The 17,234-nt window shown below is 72.2% G+C and carries 21 protein-coding genes; 11 read left to right on the top strand and 10 right to left on the bottom strand.

Translation table 11 applies throughout. The features are described 5' to 3' along the window. Positions 1 to 114: 114 nt before the first annotated feature. The 3 genes from AL2_RS30395 to AL2_RS30385 all read left to right on the top strand — a co-directional run bounded on the left by AL2_RS30395 (position 115) and on the right by AL2_RS30385 (position 2,499). Positions 115 to 576, top strand: a complete 462-nt coding sequence (locus AL2_RS30395) for a hemerythrin domain-containing protein (RefSeq protein WP_067639712.1) — start codon at positions 115 to 117, stop codon at positions 574 to 576. A 17-nt stretch (positions 577 to 593) separates the two neighbouring features. Next, positions 594 to 959 (top strand): cupin domain-containing protein, encoded by a 366-nt coding sequence (locus tag AL2_RS30390; RefSeq protein WP_157438452.1) that lies wholly within the window; start codon positions 594 to 596, stop codon positions 957 to 959. Between the two features lie 154 nt (positions 960 to 1,113). Continuing rightward, positions 1,114 to 2,499 (top strand): FAD-binding oxidoreductase, encoded by a 1,386-nt coding sequence (locus AL2_RS30385; RefSeq protein ID WP_067639708.1) that lies wholly within the window; start codon positions 1,114 to 1,116, stop codon positions 2,497 to 2,499. Positions 2,500 to 2,532: 33 nt separating this feature from the next. Here the strand turns inward: AL2_RS30385 and AL2_RS30380 are convergent, their stop codons facing one another. The 4 genes from AL2_RS30380 to AL2_RS30365 all read right to left on the bottom strand — a co-directional run bounded on the left by AL2_RS30380 (position 2,533) and on the right by AL2_RS30365 (position 6,667). Then, positions 2,533 to 3,027, bottom strand: coding sequence for a GNAT family N-acetyltransferase (locus tag AL2_RS30380; protein WP_083947045.1), 495 nt, complete (start codon positions 3,025 to 3,027; stop codon positions 2,533 to 2,535). Between the two features lie 64 nt (positions 3,028 to 3,091). After that, entirely contained in the window at positions 3,092 to 4,591 is a 1,500-nt protein-coding gene (locus tag AL2_RS30375) for an aldehyde dehydrogenase family protein (protein ID WP_067639703.1), read from the bottom strand. Positions 4,592 to 4,656: 65 nt separating this feature from the next. After that, positions 4,657 to 6,012 (bottom strand): carotenoid oxygenase family protein, encoded by a 1,356-nt coding sequence (locus AL2_RS30370; RefSeq protein WP_067639702.1) that lies wholly within the window; start codon positions 6,010 to 6,012, stop codon positions 4,657 to 4,659. A gap of 40 nt (positions 6,013 to 6,052) precedes the next feature. After that, complete coding sequence (locus AL2_RS30365) at positions 6,053 to 6,667, bottom strand: hypothetical protein (protein WP_067639701.1); 615 nt, start codon at positions 6,665 to 6,667, stop codon at positions 6,053 to 6,055. 96 nt (positions 6,668 to 6,763) lie between these two features. On the opposite strand from AL2_RS30365, the gene AL2_RS30360 reads away from it, so the two are divergent. Then, a complete protein-coding gene (locus tag AL2_RS30360) occupies positions 6,764 to 7,297 on the top strand; it encodes a PadR family transcriptional regulator (protein ID WP_067639700.1) in 534 nt (177 codons plus the stop codon). Between the two features lie 45 nt (positions 7,298 to 7,342). On the opposite strand, the gene AL2_RS30355 is transcribed toward AL2_RS30360, so the two are convergent. After that, positions 7,343 to 8,173: an NAD(P)H-binding protein gene (locus tag AL2_RS30355; protein WP_067639698.1), complete on the bottom strand. Its 831-nt coding sequence runs from the start codon at positions 8,171 to 8,173 to the stop codon at positions 7,343 to 7,345. A gap of 82 nt (positions 8,174 to 8,255) precedes the next feature. Here AL2_RS30355 and AL2_RS30350 point away from each other — a divergent pair, with 82 nt between their 5' ends. Next, the gene (locus tag AL2_RS30350) at positions 8,256 to 8,867 is read left to right on the top strand and encodes a TetR/AcrR family transcriptional regulator (protein WP_245667039.1); all 612 of its coding nucleotides are present in this window, start codon (positions 8,256 to 8,258) and stop codon (positions 8,865 to 8,867) included. 67 nt (positions 8,868 to 8,934) lie between these two features. Here the strand turns inward: AL2_RS30350 and AL2_RS30345 are convergent, their stop codons facing one another. The 4 genes from AL2_RS30345 to nucS are packed head-to-tail and all read right to left on the bottom strand — an operon-like array spanning position 8,935 to position 11,516. Beyond that, positions 8,935 to 9,723, bottom strand: a complete 789-nt coding sequence (locus AL2_RS30345; RefSeq protein WP_067639695.1) for a site-2 protease family protein — start codon at positions 9,721 to 9,723, stop codon at positions 8,935 to 8,937. 49 nt (positions 9,724 to 9,772) lie between these two features. Then, complete coding sequence (locus AL2_RS30340) at positions 9,773 to 10,357, bottom strand: TetR/AcrR family transcriptional regulator (protein WP_067639692.1); 585 nt, start codon at positions 10,355 to 10,357, stop codon at positions 9,773 to 9,775. Between the two features lie 30 nt (positions 10,358 to 10,387). Continuing rightward, on the bottom strand, positions 10,388 to 10,795 hold the full coding sequence (locus AL2_RS30335) for a DUF3224 domain-containing protein (protein WP_067639826.1): 408 nt from the start codon (positions 10,793 to 10,795) through the stop codon (positions 10,388 to 10,390). A gap of 40 nt (positions 10,796 to 10,835) precedes the next feature. Beyond that, entirely contained in the window at positions 10,836 to 11,516 is a 681-nt protein-coding gene (gene nucS, locus AL2_RS30330) for an endonuclease NucS (protein ID WP_067639690.1), read from the bottom strand. Between the two features lie 214 nt (positions 11,517 to 11,730). Between nucS and AL2_RS30325 the strand changes: the two genes are divergently transcribed. Together AL2_RS30325 and AL2_RS30320 are read left to right on the top strand one after the other, a co-directional pair. Next, positions 11,731 to 11,922 (top strand): hypothetical protein, encoded by a 192-nt coding sequence (locus tag AL2_RS30325; protein WP_157438450.1) that lies wholly within the window; start codon positions 11,731 to 11,733, stop codon positions 11,920 to 11,922. A gap of 153 nt (positions 11,923 to 12,075) precedes the next feature. Then, positions 12,076 to 12,462, top strand: a complete 387-nt coding sequence (locus AL2_RS30320; RefSeq protein ID WP_067639686.1) for an SCO5389 family protein — start codon at positions 12,076 to 12,078, stop codon at positions 12,460 to 12,462. 88 nt (positions 12,463 to 12,550) lie between these two features. Here the strand turns inward: AL2_RS30320 and AL2_RS30315 are convergent, their stop codons facing one another. Continuing rightward, entirely contained in the window at positions 12,551 to 13,543 is a 993-nt protein-coding gene (locus tag AL2_RS30315; protein ID WP_067639684.1) for an LLM class flavin-dependent oxidoreductase, read from the bottom strand. A gap of 56 nt (positions 13,544 to 13,599) precedes the next feature. On the opposite strand from AL2_RS30315, the gene AL2_RS30310 reads away from it, so the two are divergent. The 4 genes from AL2_RS30310 (at position 13,600) to AL2_RS30295 (ending at position 17,210) form a co-directional block, all read left to right on the top strand. Next, positions 13,600 to 15,171, top strand: a complete 1,572-nt coding sequence (locus tag AL2_RS30310) for a 3-hydroxyacyl-CoA dehydrogenase family protein (RefSeq protein ID WP_067639667.1) — start codon at positions 13,600 to 13,602, stop codon at positions 15,169 to 15,171. Positions 15,172 to 15,237: 66 nt separating this feature from the next. Beyond that, positions 15,238 to 15,549 carry an Rv1322 family protein gene (locus tag AL2_RS30305; protein WP_067639665.1) on the top strand — a complete coding sequence of 104 codons (312 nt, stop codon included), beginning with the start codon at positions 15,238 to 15,240 and terminating at the stop codon, positions 15,547 to 15,549. An 83-nt stretch (positions 15,550 to 15,632) separates the two neighbouring features. Next, positions 15,633 to 16,355 carry an alpha/beta hydrolase gene (locus tag AL2_RS30300; RefSeq protein WP_067639663.1) on the top strand — a complete coding sequence of 241 codons (723 nt, stop codon included), beginning with the start codon at positions 15,633 to 15,635 and terminating at the stop codon, positions 16,353 to 16,355. Between the two features lie 63 nt (positions 16,356 to 16,418). Beyond that, positions 16,419 to 17,210, top strand: coding sequence for an alpha/beta fold hydrolase (locus tag AL2_RS30295; protein ID WP_083947043.1), 792 nt, complete (start codon positions 16,419 to 16,421; stop codon positions 17,208 to 17,210). Positions 17,211 to 17,234: the final 24 nt, after the last annotated feature.

Here is a 17,234-nt window from a genome sequence, read left to right as displayed (position 1 = left end):
ATTTACATAGCTCACCTGTATTAACATCGAGACTCCAGCGTCCTCGGACCGGTGGGCCGGAAGGCGGCCGGAGCGGTTCGGGGACCGTCCGAGCGCGGTATCGAGGTTGCGGGCATGGAGATCGAGTCGCTGGCTGCGGCCCTGGAGCGGGAGCACCACGAGATCGACGCGGGGATCGAGGCGTTCACGGCCGACCCGCCGTCCGGGCAGCAGGACCGGGAGCCGCTGGTGCGCGCCGTCCGCGCCCTGCGCCGCCACATCTACCTCGAAGAGGAGTTCCTGTTCCCGGCCCTGCACGCGGCCGGGCACACGGGTCCGGTGCTCGTCATGCTGCGCGAGCACGGGCAGATGTGGGCGGTGCTCGACGCGCTCGACGGCGAGCCGGACGCCGGTGCGGCGTTCACGCTGTGCCGGCGGCTGACCGTCCAGCTCCTGCACCACAACCTGAAAGAAGAGAAGATCCTCTACCCGGAGCTGGCCCGGGTGGTGCCGGAGTCGCGGGCCGAGCGGCTGCGGGCCTTCCTCGACACCGGTGAAATGCCCGCGGGCTGGGTGTGCCTGCGGGCCCGGAAGTGACCGAACGGAGAGCAGTGGTGGAGAAGAAGCCCGTCATCGGAAACGCGTCCGAGCTCGTGGAGTTCAGCGCCGAGTCGTATCGCCCGAAGGTCCTGTCGGCGACCGATCTCACCAGGGTAATGATCGTCGGCATGGAGGACGGGCAGCAGATCCCGCTGCACACGCCGGGGGTCGAGCTGGCACTGGCGATCATGGAGGGGGTCGGGGAGGTGTGGATCGACGACGCTCCGCATCCGGTGGCCGCGGGCGACATCGTGGTGATCCCCGCCGGTACCACCCGGGGCGTCCGCGCCAAGGGGCGGCTGGTGTTCATGAACGTCGTGTCGCCGCCGCCGACCGCGGCGGATCACGAGGTCGAACGCCGCCCGTGGCCGACTGCCTGACGTGGGACGATTTTTCTGTTTCGCGTGGTTGTGGCGGGATTAGTGTGGGGGTAAGGGTGGAGGTAACTCCCGCCGGGAGGGCCCTGGCGGGGTCACCGGTACGACGGGTGCGCGATGTGCGGGGGTGTGCCGCGGCCCGGACGGGGGAGGCCCGATGGAGGCCACTGTTCTGGAAACCATGCGAACCACGCTGCGCGGCCCGGTCGTCGGCCCGCAGGACTCGGAGTACGAACGGGCCCGCGCGATCTACAACGCGATGATCGGAACGAGTCCCGCCGCGATCGTCCCGTGCGCCGACGCGGCGGACGTGGTGGCGGCGCTCGGCCTGATCCGCGAGGCGGGCGCGGAGGCCGCCGTCCGGGGCGGCGGGCACAGCGGTTCCGGCCTGTGCCTGGTGGAGGGCGGCGTGACCGTCGACCTGTCGCCGATGCGCTGGGTGCGGGTCGATCCGGACGCGCGCACGGCCGAGGTCGGCGGGGGGAGCCTGCTGAGCGACCTCGACCACGCCACCCACGCCTTCGGGCTGGCCGTGCCCGCGGGGATCGTCTCGACGACCGGGGTCGGCGGCCTCACGCTCGGCGGCGGCCACGGCCATCTCACCCGCAAGTACGGCCTCACGGTGGACAGCCTGCTCGCCGCCGACGTCATCCTGGCGGACGGCACCTGGGTCACCGCGTCCGAGTCGCAGAACTCCGACCTGTTCTGGGCGCTGCGCGGCGGGGGCGGGAACTTCGGCGTCGTCACCTCGTTCACCTTCCGGCTGCACCCGGTGCACACGGTCGGGGTCGGCATCACCGCATGGCCGGTCGAGGCCGCGCGGGACGTGCTCCGGTGGTACCGCGACTTCCTGCCGCAGGCGCCCGAGGATCTGAGCGGCTTCTTCGCCGTCCTCGTCATCCCGCCGGGGCCGCCGTTCCCCGAGGAGATCCACGGCAAGAAGATGTGCGCCGTCATCTGGTGTCACACCGGCGATCCGGACGAGATGGAGGGCCTCCTCGCTCCGGCGAGCGAGCCCGGCCGGCCGTCCTTCCAGTTCACCAGCCCGATGCCCTACCCGATGCTCCAGTCGATGTTCGACGCCCTCATGCCGCCCGGTCTTCAGTGGTACTGGCGCGGCGACTTCTTCGACCGGATCACCGACGAGGCCGTCGAGGTGCACCAGAAGTACGGTGCGGAGATCCCCACCTCCCTCTCCACCATGCACATGTACCCGATCGACGGCGCGGCCGGCCGGGTGGGGCGGGACGACACCGCCTGGAGTTACCGCGACGCCATCTGGTCCGGCGTCTTCGCCGGCATCGACCCCGATCCCGTGAACGCCGCGCTCATCCGGCGGTGGTGCGTGGACTACTGGGAGGACCTCCACCCGTACTCGATGGGCGGTTCCTACGTGAACTTCCTCGGCGAGGACGAGAGCGAGGACAGGGTCCGGGCCACCTACCGGGACCACTACGACAGGCTCGCGGAGGTCAAGGCGAAGTACGATCCCGGCAACTTCTTCCACGCGAACCAGAACATCGTCCCGGCCGCGCACGGATGACGGCGAGCCCGGCCGGACGGTCTCCGGCCGGGCTCAGGCGATCTCGATGAAGCCTAGGTGGTCGTAGAGGCGGCGGGCACGCCGGTTGCGGCGGGTCACGGCGAGGGAGAGGGTGTCGTGGCCCTGGGCGGCGAGGGCGTGCATGGCCGCTTGGATCAATGCTCGGCCGAAGCCCTGCCCGGCGTGGGACGGGGCCGTGAAGAGGAACGCCAGGAGCGGTGTGTCCTTGTAGAGGGTGACCAGGGCGGCGCTTACGGGACGGTCTTCGTGGTCGGCGACGAATGAGGCGTCGCGGAGGAACGTCCCGTATTCGCCGTTCATGGTGAGCTGGATCTCGCGTGCTGCGCCCGGCAGGTCGCCGACGTCGCCCTCGTCGGGGGTGCCGCGGTAGGCGGCCCACATGGCGGCGGCGAGCGCCGGGACGTCGGCGTCGGCGAACGGGCGCGGGCCGCGCGGCGGCGGGGGAGGCGTGCCCAGGGCCATCTGGAGGCGGCTGCGCACGGGTGCGCCGAACGTCCCGGATGTCATGGTTTCGAGTCTAGGCGGGCGCCCCCGACCGGGCCGGGGGCGCGCCTGCTCGGGTGCCGGCGGGTCAGCGCTTGTAGCGGCGGCCGTGGATCATGTTGATCAGGCCGAGGACGCGGGCCATCTCCTTCTCGGTGCGGCCGAACGAGGTGAGGTTCATCGTGGCGAACCGCTGCCGGGTGATGGCCTTGGAGCGGGCGAACTCGCGCAGGCCGTCCGCGCCGTGGATGCGGCCGAACCCGGACTCGCCGACGCCGCCGAACGGCAGCGCGGCGACGCTCGCGAAGGCGGCGAAGGCGTTGATCGACGTCATGCCGGACCGCATCCGGCGGGCGACGTCCAGGGCGCGGGACCTGTTCCCGGAGAAGATCGTCCCGGCGAGCCCGTAGCTGGTCCGGTTGGCCTTGTCGACGGCCTCGTCGAGGTCCTTGACCCGGTGGACGGTGATCGTCGGGCCGAACGTCTCCTCGCAGACGGCGGACGAGTCGTCCGGCACGTTGGCGAGGACGACCGGCTCGACGTAGGGCTTGCGGACGGACTCGGCGCCGCCGACGACCGCCTTGGCGCCCTTGTCGAGGGCGTCCTTGATGTGCCGTTCGATGATGTCGAGCTGCGACGGCATGGTGATCGGGCCGTAGGCGGCCTCGCGGTCGAAGCCGGGACGCAGCTCGGCGGCCTTCTCGGTGAGCTTGCCGAGGAACTTGTCGTACGCGTCGTCCACGACGTAGATGCGCTCGACGCCGATGCAGGTCTGGCCGGCGTTCGACATGGCGCCCCACAGCGCGGCGTCGGCGGCGGCGTCGAGGTCGGCGTCGGAGTCGACGATGCAGGCGTCCTTGCCGCCGCACTCGGCGACGATCGGGGTGAGGTTCTCGGCGCAGGCCGCCATGACGCGCTTGGCGGTGCGGGCCGAGCCGGTGAAGGCGATCTTGTCGACGTGCGGGTTGGCGGCGAGCGCCGCGCCGGTGTCGCCGAGGCCGGTGACCGTCTGCAGGACGGGGTGCTCGGGGATCACCGCGGCGAACAGCTCGGCGAGGAGCGCGCCGACGCCCGGGGTGAACTCGGACGGCTTGAATACAACGGCGTTCCCGGCGGCGAGCGCGTAGCCGATCGAGCCCATCGGGGTGAAGATCGGGTAGTTCCACGGCCCGATGACGCCGACGACGCCGAGCGGCTGGTACTCCAGGACGCACTTCTGGTTGACGGCCATCAGGCCGGGGTAGACGGTGCGCGGCCCGAGGACCTTCTGCGCGTTGCGGGCGGCCCAGTCCAGGTGGGTGATCGCCATGATCGTCTCAAGCTGGGCGTCCTGCACCGGCTTGCCGGTCTCCTGGTGGATGAGCTCGGCCATCCGGTTCAGGTTCCGCGCGAGCGAGCCCTTGACGTTGAGCAGCCGGAGCCGGCGCTCCTTCCAGCCGAGGGCCCGCCACCACTCGGCGGCCTCCCGGGCGCGTTCGACCGCCGCCGCGACGGCGGCGCCGTCCTGGACGGGATGCTCGGCGACCACCTCGCCGGTGGCCGGGTTCAGGGACGCGAACGTCTCGGTGCTCTCCGTGGCCACGGACATGAGGAACCTCCCGGGAGGAGCCTGGTAAGTGGGTACTTGCGCTGTGTACCGGCTAGTAAACCACCCTAAGCCCCAGTCCGGCAGTCGGGGATCCAGCTTCCGTGGAATCCGGCCGGAACGCGCCGCGGCAACTGGACGGTCGCGGTGTGCGACAGGTCGGAGGCGTCCAGGACGAGCAGCTCGGATCCGGCGTCGCCGGACACGACCGACAGCAGCCAGCCCGCGTCCTCCGCGCGGGCGCCCGACGCCGGGACGAAGACCGCCTCACCGACGTGCGCGCCGGACCCGCAGTCGCGCGAGGACGACGTCCCGCGCAGGTCGTACTTCACGATCGAGCTCCCGGCGACCGTGTAGAGATAGCGGTGCTCCAGGCCGGTCCGGGTGTCGTCGTGGGTCGGGAACTCCACGTCCCGGTCGTCGAGCGGCTCCTCGGCCGCCTTCCCGGTGGCGGGGTCCAGGATCCAGCGGTGCAGGCGGGCCCTCTCCACCCGCATCGGGCCGGTCGCGGGGGTGCCGATGCCGCCGATCCCGCCCCACAGCGACGCGAAGACCTCGGGACGGTAGCGCGCCCCGTCCAGCACGATCCGCCCGGCGGCGTCCTCGTGCGCGTTGCCGACGTGGAACACGTAGCACGGGTCGACGTCGAACCACTGGACGTCGCCGTGCCCGTTCCGCGGCATCACGCCGAGCCGGGCCCCGTACCCGTCGTCCCAGCGGTAGGGCATGCCGGACGTGCCGGACAGCGCCAGGTCCAGGTCGAACACCACCGGCAGGTCGAGCCAGACCACATGGTGCTCGGTGATCGCGAAGTCGTGCATCATCGTCGGACCGGGCACCTCGACCTCGCGGCTCTCCACCAGCGTCCCGTCCGCGGACAGCCGGTGGTAGGTCAGGTGGGGCGGGAGCGCCCCGTAGCCGAAGAACAGCAGGTCGCCGGTGACCGGGTCCTCCTTGGGGTGCGCGGTCATCGCGGTGGTCAGCCGCCCGCCGAAGTCGCACGGGCCGGCGGTCTCCAGCTCCGGCGTCATCTCGTACGGGAGGCCGCTCTCCACCAGCGCCCAGATCCTGCCCGCGTGCGGGACGACGTGCGTGTTGGCCTGCACGGCGCGCCGGTCGAAGGTGAGGTCGTCGCGGACGAACGGCCTCCCCTCGGTGAACGCGTCGGTCCGGACCCAGCGGTTGCGGTACCACTCGGCGCGCCCTTCCCGCAGCCTGATGCCGTGGATCATCCCGTGGCCGGTGAACCAGTGCCGGCTCGGCTCGCCGGGCTTCGGGTTCGGCCCGTTGCGGAAGTACCGGCCGGTCAGCTCGGCCGGCAGCGTGCCGGTGACGCGCAGGTTGTAGGCGTCGGTCTCGTCCGGGACGGGGGCGAGAGGGCCGGCCATCCAGGCGGCGGGACGTTCGTCGGTGTGCTCGCTCATCGGTGTCCTCCTTGCGGCACGGCGGGACGGGCGGAACGGATCAGCGGGGTGCGGACTCGGGTTCGGCGGTGGACGCCTCGGGAAACGGCAGGCCGGAGCCGGCGAGGTGCCGCTTCCGTGCGAGGCCGGGATAGCGGGCGGTGAACACGGCCGGGACCGTGAACCCGGCGACCTTGACCGCGACGAGAAGCGCGGTGTCGTCCGGGTCCCAGTGCTGGACGAGGCCGAGCGCGGCCGCCAGCGCGGTGAAGCTCGCCGCCCAGACCGCGGTGATCACGCGGTTGACGCGCCGGAACAGGCCGGTGGCGGCGATCTCCGCCGGGACCTGGCGGCGCGCGATGCCCTCGGTGAACGGGCGGCGGAGCAGGAGCGTCCCCCACGCGGTGGCGGCCAGCCAGCCGATCGCGAGGGAGGCGCCGTAGTCCAGGACGGACGAGCCGGGCATGGTGAATGCCAGCGCGGTGAGCAGTGCCATGAACGCCGAGGTGGAGATCTCCAGGACCAGCGCGTCGGCGCTGTTGCCCCGGCGCAGGTCCTGGCCGAGAAGCGCGACCGCCGCGACGAGCCCGGCCACGGCGCCGGCCTGGGTGTCGAAGCTGCTCACGACCGCGAGCACGATCCATGGGAGGAAGGTTCTGGCGTAGTACTTCGGCATGGCCGGGGGAGCCCCTCGTCTCACATTCCAACTTTGACATGTCGAACATAGATACTCCACTTTGGACATGTCAATACAGAGGGGTAAGATCGCGGTATGAGTGTGCGACATGCGGTGCTCGGGCTCATCGCCGAGATGGACGGCGCCAGCGGATACGACCTGCTGAAGATGTTCGAGATCTCGCTCGGGAACGTCTGGCCGGCCCGGCAGAGCCAGCTCTACGGAGAGCTGGGCAAGCTCACCGAGGCCGGGCTGATCGAGGTGGCCGAGGAGGGGCCGCGCGGCCGCAAGGAGTACCGGATCACCGAGCCCGGCCGCGCCGAGCTGCACCGCTGGCTCGTGGACGTCGAACCGAAGGCCGCCCGCCGCGACGACGCCCTGCTGCGGGTCTTCTTCCTCGGCCTGGTCGACCCCGCCGAGGCGCAGGCCTACCTGCGCCGCCACGTGGGGGAGCTGGACCGGCGCCTCGACGATCTGCACGCCCTGGAGAAGAACATCCACTGGGGCGGCGACGACCTGTCCGTCTACGGGCGGCTGGCCATGGAGTACGGCAAGCGGTTCATGGCGATGCGCCGCGACTGGTTCGACTGGGCCCTCGGAGAGATCAAGGCCATGGACGACCGCGAGTAGGGGCGGGGCCGCGCGGGCCCGCCCCCGCGGGCCCGCCCCCGCGGCTCAGCGGAAGTCGTCGGCGTGGTCGGCGGCCCATTCCGCGAACGTCCGGGGGCGCCGCCCGGTGATGCGCTCGACCTCCGGGGACGGCTCGGCGCGGCGGTCGACCGCGCGGGCGCGCTGCCGGAGCAGGGTGTCCACCAGCCCCTCCCGCATGTAGGGCCGCGCGAGCATCTGCCGGCGCGCCTCCGCCGGGCTGATCTCCTCGAAGCGGGCCGGACGTCCGATCGCCCGCCCGACGAGCCGCACCATGTCCGGATGCGTGAGCGAGTCGGGGCCGGTCAGCACGGGCTTGGCGCCGACGAGCCCGTCGGTGAGCAGCGCCCTCGCCGCGACGGCCGCGATGTCGCGCTCGTGGATCGGGTTGCTGCGCGCCGCCGCGTAGGGGCCGCGGACGGCGGCGCCGGTGCGGATCTCCTCCCGCCAGGCCAGCGCGTTCGCCGCGAACTCGCCGGGGCGGGCGAACGTCCACTCCAGCCCGGACGCCTCGATCGCCCGCTCCATCTCCAGGTGGTGCACGGCCAGCTCGTTGGACGGGTCGTCGTCCAGCGCGGCGGCCGACGACAGCATGACGACGCGCCGGACGCCGTGGCCGGCCGCGCGGGACACCAGCCCCGGCACGCCGTCCGCGGCGCCCCAGAACACGGCCGGGTTCAGGAAGATCGCGGTGACGCCGTCCAGCGGCATCGTGTCGGTGCGCGCGACCTCGGCCTCGCTCGGCAGGCGAGCGGTGGCGGGGTCGCGGGTCAGCGCCCGTACCTTGGCGCCCGCGGTGAGCAGCTCGCCGACGAGGTGGCGTCCGACGTTTCCGGTGGCTCCGGTGATGAGGAACATGCGTCCAGGTTCAACTAAACGGATGAACTTGTCAAACAGTCAGATGGATGAAGTCGTCACACGTCCGGTTACCATGGGAGACGTGACGGATCCGAAGACGCGGCGCCGGCGTGCCCCCGGCCCCGACGAGCGCAAACTCGACGCCGACCGGTCCCGGCGGCTGCTGCTCGACGCGGCGCTGGACGAGTTCGCCGCCAAGGGCTACGCGGGCGCCCGCGTCCAGGACATCGCCGACCGCGCCGGGCTCAACAAGCAGCTGATCAACTACTACTTCGGCGGCAAAGACGGGCTGTACCGCGATCTCCTCCGCCACTGGGGGGAGCGGAAGGCCGGGTTCGACGACCCGGCCGTCCCCATGGAGGAGGTGGCGGTCCGGTACCTCCACCACATACTGGACGACCCGCGCGGGACGAGGCTGAGCGCCTGGCGCGGCCTCACCGGCGACGCGGGCGGCGACCCGCCCGGCCAGGGCGAGGACCTGTCCGGCTTCGAACGGCGCCGCGACGGGGGCGAGCTGGCCGGCGACCTGGACCCGGCCGCGGTCCGGCTGGTGCTGATGGCGATGACCGCGGCGCCCGTCACGATGCCGCACGCGGTGCGCCGCGTGTTCGGCCTCGACCCGGAGTCGCCCGAGTTCAGGGAGCGCTACACCGAGCAGCTGCGCCGCATCGTCCGGCACCTGGCCGGGCCGTGAGGCGTCGGTTCGTCCAGAACTGGAAGAGCCGCGTCGTCCGGCAGCCGGCCGGGTCCTGCCTGGGGCGTCAGTTCGTCCAGAACTGGAAGAGCGACAGCCCGACGCGGATCGGGATCTCGCCCAGGCCCAGCGCGTCCGTGATGTGGAAGATGACGGTGAAGAAGCCGTCGTTGATGGGCCCGAGCCACAGCAGCGCGATCAGGATGAGGAAGACGTAGCCGCCGTAGGGGCTCACCTTGTCGACCCAGCGGCGCGGCAGGTACGGCTCGATGATCCCGAAGCCGTCCAGGCCGGGGATCGGCAGCAGGTTCAGGACGGCGGCCGTGACCTGGAGGAACGCCAGGAACGCCACGCCCAGCCAGAAGACGCCGTGGTCCTGGTGGGCGAAGTTCTTGTAGAGCACCGCCAGCATGATCGCGAACAGGACGTTCGACAGCGGGCCCGCCGCCGAGATCAGGCTGTGCCGCAGCCTGCCCGGGATCGCGTGCCGGTCGATCCAGACGGCGCCGCCCGGCAGGCCGATGCCGCCGAGCATGATGAACACCACCGGGATCACGAAGCTCAGCACCACGTCGGAGTACTTCAGCGGGTTCAGCGTGAGGTACCCCTTGGCGACGATGCTGCGGTCGCCCGACCGGAACGCCATGTAGGCGTGCCCGAACTCGTGCATGCAGAGCGACAGCATCCACGCCGCCAGGACGAACCCGAACAGCGCGAGACGCGCCGCCTTGACCGGGTTCTCCCCGTACCGCCAGGTGATCAGGCCGCACAGGACGGTCGCCGCCACGATCGCGAGGAACACCGGGCTCGGCCGGACGGCCGCGCTCCCGCGCGCCTCGTGCGCAGTCCCGTTCATCGCTTCCGGCCTCTCTCCCGCACGATCTTCATCTCGGAAACCCACCCGCTCACGGTGCCGCGATCACCGGGACGACATAGGTGCGCAGGAAGCGGCGCAACCCGTCGGCGTCCCGTTCCCGGTCCATCACGATCAGCGAGGTGATGATCCGGAAGAGGAACTCGACCGTCCCCTCCACCTCGATGTCGGCGCGCAGCGTCCGCTGCCGCTGCGCCTGCTCGAAGGACGGCCGGACGTAGTCGGCGCAGAGCGCGAGCACGTGCTCGGCCCCGCCCGCGACCGCCGCCTGCATGTGGCCCGCCGCCTCCGGCACGAGGAAGTGCGCGATGGTGGGCTCGCCGCGGACGTACTCGATGGCGTCCAGCGTGCCCTCGACGATCGCCTCCGGCACCGACCGCTCCCGGCGCAGCCGCGCGGCGAGCCGGTCCAGGAACCGGTGCAGGTCGCGCACCACCACGGCGAGGATCAGCTCGTCCCGCCCGCCGGTGATGCTGCGGTACACCGTCGCCCGCGACAGCCGCGCGGCGGCCGCGATGTCCTCGACCGTCGTCTTCGCGACGCCGAAGCGGCCGAAGCACTCTTCGGCCGCGTCGATGATCCGCTCGCGCGTCGCGTCGGTGGTGACCGGGGGCATGCCAGCACATTACCGGCAGCCCGTCGGCTCTCAGGCCAGCGTGTACTCCAGCGCCCAGGTGTGGGAGCCGTCGTCGGCGACGGTGATCTGGCCGAACCCGCGGATGCCCGCGAGCTCCCCGGTCCCGGAGGTGGGGACGATCAGCCAGCGCAGCCACTGGGTGTCGGGCGTGCCGTCCTCGCTGCCCGCGCTGTGCTGGAGCACGAACGTCCCCTCGCGGCCGTGCAGGATGCCCTGGACCCGCTCGATCCCCACGTAGGCGGCCGGGCCGGCGGGCGTCTCCACGGTGATCAGCTCGGTACTGCTCGTCCCGACGAGGTCGCCGTGGAACTGCTTGCCGACGTGCACGCGGGTCAGCTTGGCGCCGTCCTGCTCCTCGTAGGGCTTGTCCGCGTCCCACGCCTCGATGTCGAAGCTGCCGTTGGCTTGAAACGTCATGCCCGCCATGATGCCCGCCGCGTCCGGCAGAGGGGAAATCTTAGAAGAGGGTGCCCTCGTGCTCGATGCCGCGCAGCGCGTCGTAGTCGAGGGTCACGCAGTCGATACCGCGGTCGGTGGCGAGGACGCGGGCCTGCGGCTTGATCTCCTGGGCGGCGAACACGCCGCGGACGGGCGCGAGGTGCGGATCCCGGTTCAGCAGCTCCAGGTACCTGGTCAGCTGCTCGACGCCGTCGATCTCGCCGCGCCGCTTGATCTCGATGGCGACCGTGGCGCTGTCGGCGTCCCGGCACAGGATGTCGACCGGGCCGATCGCGGTGGGGAACTCCCGGCGGATCAGCGTGTAGCCGTCGCCGAGCGTGGTGATGTGCTCGGCGAGCAGCTCCTGCAGGTGCGCCTCGACGCCGTCCTTCTGCAGGCCCGGGTCGATGCCCAGCTCGTGGCTGGTGTCGTGCAGGATCTCCTCGATGGTGAGGATGAGCCGCTCGCCCGACTTGCCGTGCGTGACCGTCCAGCGCGCGACGGCGCCGTTCTCCTCGTGGCTCTCCTCGCGCAGCGAGCAGGGCGGGTTCATCCAGTTGAGGGGCTTGAAGGCGCGGTCGTCGGCATGGATGCTCACGCTCCCGTCCGCCTTGATCAGGACCAGGCGGGGGGCCATCGGGAGGTGGGCGGTGAGCTTGCCGGCGTAGTCGACACTGCAGCGGGCGATAACGAGACGCACGCTGCCTCACCTTAGTGCCGGGCGCCGAGCGGTTCAGGCGCATGCCGAGATCATGCCGGTCCTGTCGGACGTCCGCCCTGAGCTTCCCGCGACGGGCCTAAGACGCCGGAACCCGCCCACATAAGGCGTGCTGCCGATGTGGGCGCGGGTCCCTTAGGACGAGTGTTTTGGATGTCGGGTCGTGCCGAGCGGCCCGGAGCATTCGGGAGACACCGTGTACCACCACGATTTCATGCAGGCGATCATGCGCGAGCGCACCCGCGATCTGCGGACGCGCGCCGAGGCGGAGCGGGACGCCCGGCTGGCGCGCCGGGCCCGCGAGTACTGGGCCGACCGGGCCGAGCGGTTCGCCGTCCGGCGGGACGCCCGGCGCCCGCGCCGCCACGGAGCCGAGCCCGCGCCCTGACCCGGCCTCCGGACGGGCCTCCGGACGGACGGGGGGCCGCGCGGAGGCGCTCCGTAGCGGAATGAAAATCTTTGTCAAGCCTGGAATTCTCCGGACGTCCTGATTAGCGTCGGCGGGTGGGTGTTCATCCTCCATCGGCGAAAGGACCCCCGCATGTCTCTCGACGTGACTCCGGAACTGCTTGAGACGGCGCAGAAGGGCGAGGTCGGCGACGCCGCCTTCGTCGAGTGCATCAGAACGTCCCTCCCGTACGCGTGGGACATGATCAGCGGCCTGGTGGCCAGGCTCCAGGTGGACGGCGGCGACTTCGCCGACAACCTCACCCCGCCGCCGGACGAGCAGGCCCGCGGCCAGCTGCTCCGGGTCCTCGCCAGCGACGCCATGCGCGACACCCTGGAGCGCCACTTCGGCGTGAGGCTGGCCTTCCAGAACTGCCACCGCGTCGCCGTGTTCCCGGCCGGCGACTCCTCCGCCTACCGCACGTTCGTGACGGCCCGCGAGCAGATCCTCAACCAGTCCCCCGAACTCCGCGACTGCTGACCCTGGCCGTCCACCGACCCTGGCCGTCCATCGCCGACCTGCGGCGTGCTGCCCTTGTGCGGGTGCTCACAGGGCGAGGCGCCGCAGGTCAGCGGCTAGGGGCGGCTGCTCTGAGGCGGGGGAGGACGTCGCTGCCGAGGCGGGCGATGTTCCCCAGGGCGGCTTCGCGGGATCCGGCGGCGTCGACCAGCAGGATCAGGTGCCTGATGCCCGTCCTGCCGACCATGGCCAGGAGGGACTCCACGCAGTCGTCGGGGGAGCCGACGGGGTGGATGTCGCACATGCGGCGCACGTAGCCGGCCGGGTCGCGGGAGGGGCGGGGACGGTCGTCCACCGCGACGTATCCGTCCAGGCCGGGGCCGAGCCAGCGGGGCATCTCCGTCATCAGGGTCTCGACCGCCTCTTCGCGCGTGTCGGCGACCTGGGCGACGTGGGCGGAGATGTGCGGGAGGTCGGGGCGGCCATGGCGGGCGACGGCGGCGGCCTTCTCGTTCGCGTCCACGTGCATGCCGAGAAGCATCGGCAGACCGCGCTCGGCGGCCAGTCTCTCGGTGGCGGGGGAGGTGCAGGCGACCGTCACCGGCGGCGGGACGAGCGCGCGCGGGACGACCGGCACCTCACGGAACCGGAAGTGTTCCCCCTCCCAGGAGACACGGTCAGAGCGCAGCCAGGTAAGGAGAAGGTCGAGGGATTCGGCGAAGCCGTGCTCGTAGCGGGGGAGGCCCGTGCCGAAGACCTCCAGATCCCGCCACGGGCCGCCGCGTCCGACGCCCAAGCGGAAACGGCCCCGGGAGAGAAGGGACAGCATCGCCGCCTGCTCGGCCAGCGCCACCGGGTGCTGGGTGGACAGGACGCTCACCGCCGTCCCCACGTGGATCCGTTCGGTGACCGCGAGGAGATGCCCGGCCAGGAGCGTCGCGGACGGGACGACCCCGTACGACATGAAGTGGTGCTCGGCCAGCCACACGTCGTCGAACCCGGCGCGCTCGGCGGCGACGGCCGCCTCGACGGTGCGAGCGAGGGCGGTGGCATCGTCCTGGCCGGGGAAACGGGTCGCGAGGAGGAAGATTCCGAGGCGCACGTTCCCCGTCGTACCCGGGAGCGGTGGTGCCCGAGCGCTCTGCAAGACTGCCGGACATGACTGAGGGTTCGTTCAGCAGGGTCGGGGTCGTCGGACTGGGCACGATGGGCGCGGGCATCGCCGAGGTGCTGGCGCGCGGCGGCCTCACGGTCGTGGGCATCGAGGTGAACCAGGACGCGCTGGAGCGCGGGCGCGGGCACCTGGAGGGCTCCACCGGACGGGCCGTCAAGCGCGGCAGGCTCACCGAGGACGCGCAGCGCGAGATCCTCGGCCGGGTCGCGCTGTCGACCGACTTCGCCGACCTCGGCGACTGCGACCTCGTCATCGAGGCCGTCCCGGAGCGGCTCGACCTGAAGCGCAAGGTCTTCGCCGAGCTGGACCGGGTCTGCCGGGACGACGCGGTCCTCGCCACGAACACCTCCTCGCTGTCGGTCACCGACATCGCGGTCACCACCGGCCGCCCCACCAAGATCGTCGGTGTGCACTTCTTCAACCCGGCGCCGGTGATGAAGCTGGTCGAGGTCATCGGGACCGTGCTGACCGAGCCGGACGCCGCGGCCCGCGTCGCCGCCCTGGTGAAGGGCCTCGGCAAGACCCCGGTCATGATCGGCGACCGCGCCGGGTTCGTCGCGAACCGCCTCCTGTTCGGCTACCTGAACCAGGCCGCCGGGATGCTGGAGTCCGGGCACGCGACCCGCGACGACATCGACACCGCGATGAAGGCGGGCGCCGGCCTGCCGATGGGCCCGTTCACCCTCATGGACCTGATCGGCCTCGACACCTGCCTCGAGGTGCTGGACGCGATCTACGCCGAGTCCCGCGACCGCCGCCACGCCGCGTCCCCGGTGCTGCGCGAACTCGTCACCGCCGGGCTGCTCGGCCGCAAGACCGGCCGCGGCTTCTACTCCTACGACGCGTCCGGTGACGCCGAAGTCGCGGCGGAGGACGGTCCCCGCCCGGTCGTCGGCATCGTCGGCGTCGGCCCGCTCGCCGACGCGCTCGCCGCGCTGTGCGACCGCGCGGGCGCCCAGGTCCGCGACTCGGCCGCCGAACTCGCCGGCTGCGACATCGTCATCGAGGCGGCGGAGGACGCCGAGGCCGCGCGGGCGCTGCTGCCCGCCGCCGCGCGGGCCGCCAAGCCGGACGCGGTGCTGGCCGTCACGTCCGTGGGCGGCTCGGTGATCGAGCAGGCCATGACCACCGGACGTCCCGCCGACGTCGTCGGGCTCCACCTGCCCGACCCCGCCGGCGCGCTCGCCGAGATCGCCGCCACGGTCGCGACCGGCCCGGACGTCGCGACCCGCGCCGCCGCCCTCCTCGCCCGCCTCGGCCTCACCGTGGTCCGCTGCCGCGACCGCGCCGGCTTCATCGTGGACGCGCTGCGCTTCCCGTACCTGAACGACGCCGCCGCCATGCTCGGCGCCGGATACGCCGACGCCGACTCGATCGACGCCGCGATGACGCTGGGCTGCGGCTACCCGACCGGCCCGATCGCCGACCTCGACCGCCTCGGCCTGGGCCGCGCCGTCGCCGTCCTGCGCGCCCTGCACGCCGAGACCCGCGAGCCGGCGCTGTCCCCGGTCCCGCTCCTCGTCGAGCACGTGACCGCGGGGACCCCGCTGCGCTGACCGTCCTCCGGCCCCCGCCCACCGTCGTTCAGCGGACGAGTTCCGCTTTCGAAATATCCTTGGAGCATGAGCCCCCGCAAGAACCGCCGTGCCGTTTCCGGACGTCCCCCCAAGGGGGGCGGCGGTTCGTGGGCTCAGGAGACCGAGGAGGGCCCGGACGGCGAGTGGATCGTCCGGTCGATCGCCGGGGCCGGGGCGGCCAAGGCGTACCGGTGCCCCGGATGCGACCAGGAGATCCCGCCCGGCGTCGCGCACGTCGTCGCCTGGCGGCCCGGTGACGGCGGCGACGACCGGCGGCACTGGCACCGCCCCTGCTGGCAGGCCCGCACCCGCCGCGCACCCCGCGTCCTGCGCTCGCGCAACGCGCCCCGCTATTGACCGGCGGCCGGAGCCAACGGAGAACATCGGTCACTGCCCCCGCTGGGGGCTCGGGGGTCGCCCCCCGAAACGAGAGGAGACCCATGGCGGAGATCAGGGCGGCGACGGTGCTGCCGGCGCGGCGCGAGGAGATCACGCTGCACACGTCGGACGGGCTGGAGCTGGTCGGCGAACTGGCGCTGCCGCCGGAGCGGCCGCCGGTCGCGACGCTCGTCTGCCTGCATCCGCTGCCCACGGCCGAGGGCATGATGGACAGCCACGTGCTGCGCAAGGCGTCCTACCGGCTGCCCGCGCTCGCCGGCGTCGCCGTGCTGCGGTTCAACACGCGGGGGACGGCGTCGGCGCGCGGCACGAGCCAGGGCGAGTTCGGCGAGGGCGAGACCGAGCGGTTCGACGTGGCGGCGGCGCTGGAGTACACCGAGTACCACGACCTGCCGCGGCCGTGGCTGCTCGGCTGGTCGTTCGGCACCGAGCTGGCGCTGAAGTGGGGACGCGACCCGCTGGTCGAGGGCGCGATCCTGCTGTCGCCGCCGCTGAAGCGGGCCGGGGACGCCGACCTGGACGCGTGGGGCGCCGACGGGCGTCCCCTGGTGGCGCTCGTTCCGGAGTTCGACGACTACCTGCGCCCGGCGGAGGCGCGGGAGCGGTTCAAGCGCGTCCCGCAGGCCGAGGTGATCGGGGTGGACAAGGCCAAGCACCTCTGGGTCGGCGAGCCGTATGTCCGGATCGTCCTGAACGAGATCGTCAAGCGGGTCGCCCCGGCCGCCTATCCCCTCCCCACTGAATGGGACGAACCGGACAGATAAACCGCTGCGGCCGATCGCGGCCACTCCCGCCACAGGGCCGCGATAGCGGGTAAGCATGGCCCAATGACGGTGCAGCTGTACGCAAGGGATGTCGGTACGGGCACGCCGCTCGTTCTGCTGCACGCGTTCCCGCTGTCCTCGGCGATGTGGCTGGCCCAGCGGGAGGGCCTCGCGGGCCGGTTCCGGATCATCACCCCCGACCTGCGCGGCTTCGGCGGGTCGGTGCTCGGTGACGACGAGCCCTCGGTCGACGCGATGGCCGACGATGTCGCACGCATGTTCCGCAGCCACGGCGTCCAGCGCGCCGTCGTCGGCGGCCTGTCCATGGGCGGGTACGTCGCGATGGCGCTGTGCCGCCGGCACCCCGACCTCGTCCTCGGGCTCGTGCTCGCCGCGACCCGCGCCGCCGCCGACACCGAACCCGTCCGGGCGAACCGGCTCCGGCAGGCCGAGCGGCTCGACCGCGAGGGCGGCACGCAGGTCCTGGTGGACGAGGTGCTGCCCGGCCTCGTCGGGCCCACCACCTACCGGCAGCGCGCCCTGGTCTACGGGCGGATCCGCGGCCTCGTCCAGGCGACCCCGCCGCACGCGGCCGCCTGGGCGCAGCGCGCCATGGCCGGCCGCGCGGACGCGTTCGACGCGCTCCGCGCCCTCAAGGTGCCCGCCCTCGTCATGATCGGGGACGAGGACGCGCTCGGCACCGAGGACGAGGCCCGCGCCATGGCGGACGCGCTGCCGAACGCCGAGCTGCTCGTCATCCCGCGCGCCGGGCACCTGTGCGCGGTCGAGCAGCCGGACCTGTTCAACCAGGCGGTCGCCGAGTTCGCCGCCGCCCTCGCCCGCATCGGACGGTGACCTGCCCGGCCGGCGACCTACTGG

The sequence above is a fragment of the Actinomadura latina NBRC 106108 genome (assembly GCF_001552195.1).
GTDB lineage: Bacteria > Actinomycetota > Actinomycetes > Streptosporangiales > Streptosporangiaceae > Spirillospora > Spirillospora latina.
Note: the sequence above shows the minus strand (reverse complement) of the source record. Positions and strands in the feature narration are given on the sequence as shown.